Source organism: Microbacterium sp. zg.Y909 (genome assembly GCF_024626565.1).
Window position 1 is genome coordinate 1 of sequence record NZ_JANJFJ010000266.1, and the last position, 5828, is coordinate 5828.

At 70.5% G+C, this 5828-nt stretch carries 3 protein-coding genes and 1 pseudogene; 2 read left to right on the top strand and 2 right to left on the bottom strand.

The annotated features are described in order from the left end of the window. Nucleotides 1–25: 25 nt before the first annotated feature. On the bottom strand, nt 26–2110 hold the full coding sequence (locus tag NQ160_RS16645) for an alpha-1,4-glucan--maltose-1-phosphate maltosyltransferase (protein ID WP_257516279.1): 2085 nt from the start codon (nt 2108–2110) through the stop codon (nt 26–28). A 72-nt stretch (nt 2111–2182) separates the two neighbouring features. Continuing rightward, entirely contained in the window at nt 2183–4273 is a 2091-nt protein-coding gene (gene glgX, locus NQ160_RS16650) for a glycogen debranching protein GlgX (protein ID WP_257516280.1), read from the bottom strand. Nucleotides 4274–4333: 60 nt separating this feature from the next. On the opposite strand from glgX, the gene NQ160_RS16655 reads away from it, so the two are divergent. Next, nucleotides 4334–5518, top strand: coding sequence for a cysteine desulfurase family protein (locus NQ160_RS16655; RefSeq protein ID WP_257516281.1), 1185 nt, complete (start codon nt 4334–4336; stop codon nt 5516–5518). 9 nt (nt 5519–5527) lie between these two features. Next, nucleotides 5528–5828, top strand: a pseudogene (locus tag NQ160_RS16660) (tRNA 2-thiouridine(34) synthase MnmA); the annotation flags it as partial.

Below are 5828 nucleotides of genomic sequence, written 5' to 3' on the forward strand. Positions count from 1 at the left end.
TCGAGTATCCGGTCATCGGGCGGGGTCATCGGCGCTCCTTCACGTGCAGGATGTGGGCTGGCTCGTGGAAGGCATCCAGCCGCACGAAGTTGTGGTCGGTCCAGGTCCATTCGGCGCCGCTGACGAGGTCGACGACGTCGAACGCCTCGCCCGGCTCGACGCCCCACTGGGCGGTGTCGAGGTGCACCATCGTCTGGCGGGCCGAGTGCGGGTCTACGTTGGCGACCACGATGATCGTGTCGGCGACGCCGTCGGGTGACAGCGCGGCCGGCAGGTGCTTGGAGTAGACGAGGATGGCGTCGTCGTCGCTCCAGTGGATGCGGAGGTTGCGCAGCTGCCGCAGCGCCGGATGCGCGCGACGGATCTCGTTGAGCCGCGTGAGGAACGGCGCCAGCGAGTCACCGCTCGCCTCGGCGGCCGCCCAATCGCGCAGTTTGTACTCGTACTTCTCGTTGTCGATGTTCTCTTCGGAGCCAGGGCGCGCGACGTTCTCGTAGAGCTCGTATCCGGCGTAGACGCCGTACGAGGCCCCGGCGGTCGCCGCGATGGCCGCACGCACCCGGTAGGCGGGACGGCCTCCGTACTGCAGGTACTCCGTCAGGATGTCGGGCGTGTTGACGAAGAGGTTCGGCCGCATGAAGTCGGCGGTCTCGTCACTGACCGATCCCAGGAACTCCTCGAGCTCGGCCTTGGTGTTGCGCCAGGTGAAGTACGAGTAGCTCTGCTGGAAGCCCGCGATCGCCAGACGCTGCATCGGCGCTGGGCGGGTGAACGCCTCGGCGAGGAACACCACGTCGGGGTCCTCGTCGTTGACGGTGGCGATGAGCCACTCCCAGAACTGCAGCGGCTTGGTGTGCGGGTTGTCGACGCGGAAGATCTTCACGCCCTGCGCGATCCAGTGCCGGACGATCCGCAGCACCTCGGCACGGATGCCCTCGGGATCGTTGTCGAAGTTCACCGGGTAGATGTCCTGGTACTTCTTCGGCGGGTTCTCGGCGTAGGCGATGGATCCGTCGGGGAGGGTGGTGAACCACTCCGGGTGCTCGGTGACCCACGGGTGGTCGGGCGCGGCCTGCAGTGCCAGGTCGATGGCGACCTCGAGGCCGTGACCGGCGGCGGCCTTCACGAAGGCGCGGAAGTCCTCGATCGTGCCGAGATCGGGGTGCACCGCGTCGTGTCCGCCCGCCGCGGAGCCGATGGCCCAGGGCGAGCCGGGGTCGCCGGGCTGGGGGTCGAGCGTGTTGTTGCGGCCCTTGCGGTTGGTTTCGCCGATCGGGTGGATGGGCGGGAGGTAGAGCACATCGAAGCCCATCGCCGCCACTGCCGGAAGCCGCTCGGCGGCGGTGCGGAACGTCCCGCTCTGCACCGTGCCGTCGGCGCGTCTCACGGCACCTTCGGAACGGGGGAAGAACTCGTACCAGGCGCCGACGCCGGCGCGCTCGCGCTCCACCAGCAGCTCATGGGTCGGGCCGACGGTGAGGAGGGACTGCAGCGGGCGGGCGGCGAACAGTGCCGCGATCTCGGGGTCCCGGACGATCTCGAGCGCAGCGCTGTCGGAGAGTGACGGGTCACGCAGCCGCGCGGCGGCGGCTTCGAGCCGGCGCCGTTCCGCGGCGGGACGAGACCTCTCCGCGGCGGCACGCTGGAACAGCAGCGCCCCGGATTCCCGCATGAGCTCGGCATCCACGCCGGCCGCGATCTTCAGATCGGCGGCGTGCTCCCAGGTGGCGAAGTCATCGCCGAAGGCCTCGAACCGGAACCGCCAGACCCCCTGCGCGGTGGGGGAGACCAGCACGCTCCACCGGTCGAATCCGTCGTTCAGCGGCGACAGGCGGTGCAGCGACTCCTCGCCGTTCGGAGCGAACAGCCGAAGGTGCACGCCGATGAGGTCGTGGCCCTCACGGAACGCGGTGACGCGGAACGGCACCGCCTCGCCGACGAAGGCGGTGGGCCGGAAACCGGGGTCGGGAACGCTTGGCCGGGGAAGGGCGAGGGGAATGCGGCCCGCGACGGTGTCGGATGCCGACTGCCACGGCACAGCGGGGCGGAGCGGCAGTTCAGCGGTGCTCCGCCAGGGGCGCGACGGGGGTGTTTTCTTCGTTGTGGCCACCTCTCGAACCTACCGTTCCCGACGATCGGGGCGCAGGACTTGCGCATCGCTGAGCGGCATGACAGTTGCGCGTCACACCACGCGGAACAGCCGCATCGATGTGCCGGGAATCGCGATGGTCTCCCCGGGAGCGTGGACCGTCGCGTTCGTGTCCGGAGTCTCGTCGGCGCTGGACCAGAGGCTGACGAAGCGCTCGGCGTCGTCGAGGCGGGGGAGGGTGACCTCGACGTCGCGTTCGTAGCCGTGCACGATCAGCAGGATGCGGTTGGGCGCCTCGTGCTCCCGCGTCGAGGCCGCGACGTACTGCAGGGTGCGGTGGGAGGGATCGGTCCACCGTTCACCCGACATGGTGTTGCCGTGCTCGTCGTACCAGTGCATCCGCGACGCGCCGGGGACCTCTCGCTCTTCGGAGGCGAAGCGGGTGGGGCGCAGCGCCGGGTTCTCCTGCCGCAGCCGGATGAGCCTCTGCACGTGGGCGAACTGGTCGCGCTGCCAGGGCTCGTGATCCCACGACAGCCAGGTCAGGGAGGAGTCGTGGCAGTAGGCGTTGTTGTTGCCTCGCTGGGTGCGCGCGAACTCGTCGCCGGCGGTGAGCATGGGAACGCCGGCAGACAGCAGCAGCGTGCCGAGCAGATTGCGCATGGCCTTGCGTCGGGTTGCGAGGATGCCGGGGTCATCGGTGCGGCCCTCCGCACCGTGGTTGAAGGAGCGGTTGGTGTCGGCGCCGTCGCGGTTCTGCTCGCCGTTGCCGAGGTTGTGCTTGACGTCGTAGGACACCAGGTCGCGCAGGGTGAACCCGTCGTGCGCCGTGACGAAGTTCACGCTCGCCAACGGCCCGCGTTCGCCGCTGAAGGTGTTGGACGAGCCCGCCAGGCGCGTGGCGAAGCCACCAACGCCGACGGGGGCGGTCGAGGCGCGCCGGATGTAATCGATGTCGCTCAGCCAGAAGTTGCGCACCCGGTCGCGGTAGCGGTCGTTCCACTCCTGCCAGCCCTGGCCGAAGTTGCCGGTCTGCCACCCGCCCATCCCCACGTCCCAGGGCTCGGCGATCTTCTTCACACCGACCAGCGCGGGGTCATCGACGATCGCGCGCAGCAGGGCGTGGTCGGGCGTGAACTCGTGGTTGCCGTCCCTGCCGAGTGTCACGGCCAGGTCGAAGCGGAATCCGTCGATCTGCACGTCGTTCGCCCAGTAGCGCAGCGAATCCAGCACCAGGCGCGCCGCGGCATCCGTCGCCGTGTTGACCGAGTTTCCGCATCCCGTCACGTCGATGTAGGAGCCGTCGTCGTGCTGGCGGTAATAGCCGCGGTTGTCCAGCCCTCGCAGGCTCGTGCGCGGCCCGCCGATGTCTGCCTCGGCGGTGTGGTTGTAGACCACGTCGAGGATCACTTCGAGGCCGGCGGCGTGAAGGTCCTTCACCATGGTCTTGAATTCCCGCAGCACCGCGTCCGGGCCCTCTCGCCGCGACGCCTCGGTGGCGTACGCGTCGTGCGGAGCGAAGTAGCCGACGCTGTTGTAGCCCCAGTAGTTGGTCAGGCCGAGGTTCAGCAGCCGCGGCTCCGACGCGAAGGCGTGCACCGGGAGCAGTTCGATGCTGGTGACGCCGAGACTGCGGAAATGCTCGATCATGGCGGGGTGCGCGAGCCCGGCGTACGTGCCGTGCAACGCGGGCGGCACATCCGGATGCCGCTTGCTGATGCCCTTCACGTGGGCTTCGTAGATCACGGTGCGGTCCAGCGGCACAGCGGGCTTGGTCACGCCCTCCCAGTCGAAGGCGCCGTCGACGGCGACGCAGCGCCACTCGCCCACACCCCGCGAGATCAGTCCCCGTGCGTACGGCTCAACCAGCAGGGTCTGGAAATTGAACATGTCTCCGGCGCCGCTCGGCCCGTCTGCCCGCACCGCATAGCGCGTACCCGCTTTCAGCGCCGGCGACGACCCCTGCCACACGTCACCCGGTCCCCGCTCGAGGGCGACGGCGTCGGTGGCCCAATCGGGGTCCTCAGGGTCGAACAGCACCAGCTCCATCGACGTCGCACGGGCGGACCAGACGCGCAGCGTGCCGCCGTCGTCGTCGAGGGTCACGCCCAGGTCGTCGAGCTGCGGGTTGCGCAGCGCCGCGGTGACGGGGTCGATCAGGGGGGTCGGACTCGGGGTGTCCATGGCGCCCAGACTAACCGTCGCCGACTGGCGCTGTGTACGCCCCTGGGCGAGAGTGGACGGGTGAGCGTCTATCTCGACCATGCCGCCACCACGCCGCTGCGGCCCGAGGCACGCGATGCGTGGGTGGCCGCGAGTGCGACCGTCGGCAACCCCTCATCGATCCACGGCGGGGGCCAAGCGGCGCGACGCGTTCTCGAGGATGCCAGGGAGCGCATCGCCGCTGCGCTTCACGCCGACCCCATCGAGGTCGTGTTCACCTCGGGTGGCACCGAGTCGGTCAACCTGGCGGTCAAGGGGCTGTGGTGGGCGCGGGCAGCAGGCGCGCAGGCCGTCGTGCTTCCCGACGGGGAGCACCACGCGACCCTCGACACGGTCGCCTGGCTGAACGCGCACCAGGGCGCGGAGGTGCGGTCCGTGCCCCTGCACCCGACGGGCGCGATCGACGCCGATGCGTTCGCCGCTGCTCTCCCCGGCGCCGCGCTCGCCACGGCGCTCGTCGCCAACAACGAAGTGGGCACCGTCAACGACGTCGTCGCGCTCGCCGCCGCCTCAGCGACGGCGGGCGTACCGCTGCACCTGGATGCCGTCGGCGCGTTCGGGCATCTGGACGTCGACTTCGCGCTCTGGCGGGGCGATGCCTCGGGGGCCGCGGGGCTGTCGGCCCTGAGTGTCTCCGCCCACAAGGTCGGCGGACCGGTCGGAATCGGCGCCCTCGTGGTCTCGCGACACGCGACCCCCGCCGCCCTGCTGCACGGCGGAGGTCAGCAGCGCGGACTGCGCTCGGGCACGCAGGATGTCGCCGGTGCGGCAGCGTTCGCTGTGGCCGCCGAGCTCGCCGTCGCGGAACGAGAGAGCGAGGCCGCACGCCTCGGCGCACTCCGGGATCGACTGGTGGACGGCATCCGCCACGTCGTCCCCGAGGCTCAGCTGCTGGGCGACCCGCTGCGCCGCCTGCCGGGGAACGCGCACCTGCTCTTCCCGGGGGTCGCGGGGGAGACCCTGCTGTTCCTGCTCGATCAACAGGGCATCGCCGTGTCGACAGGCTCCGCCTGCCAGGCCGGCGTGCCCGAGCCCTCCCACGTGGTGCGCGCACTCGGGCGTTCCGACGACGAGGCGCGCAGCGTGCTGCGCGTGAGTCTCGGCCGCACGACGACGGCCGCCGACGTCGACGCCCTGCTGGCGGCGCTGCCCGAGGCGCATGCCCGAGCAGCGGCGGCAGGAGCCCGGGCGCGCGCCCGCTCGTAGACTGGGATGATGCGAATTCTTGCAGCGATGAGCGGTGGCGTCGATTCCGCCGTGGCCGCCGCGCGCGCGGTCGACGCCGGGCATGACGTCGTCGGCGTGCACCTGGCGCTCTCCCGTGCGGGTGGCACGCTGCGCGCGGGGAGCCGCGGGTGCTGCACCGTGGAGGACGCCCTCGACGCCCGTCGGGCAGCAGACCGGCTCGGCATCCCGTTCTACGTGTGGGACTTCTCCGAACGCTTCCGCGACGACGTCGTGGCGGACTTCATCGCCGAGTATCAGGCCGGTCGCACGCCGAACCCCTGCATGCGCT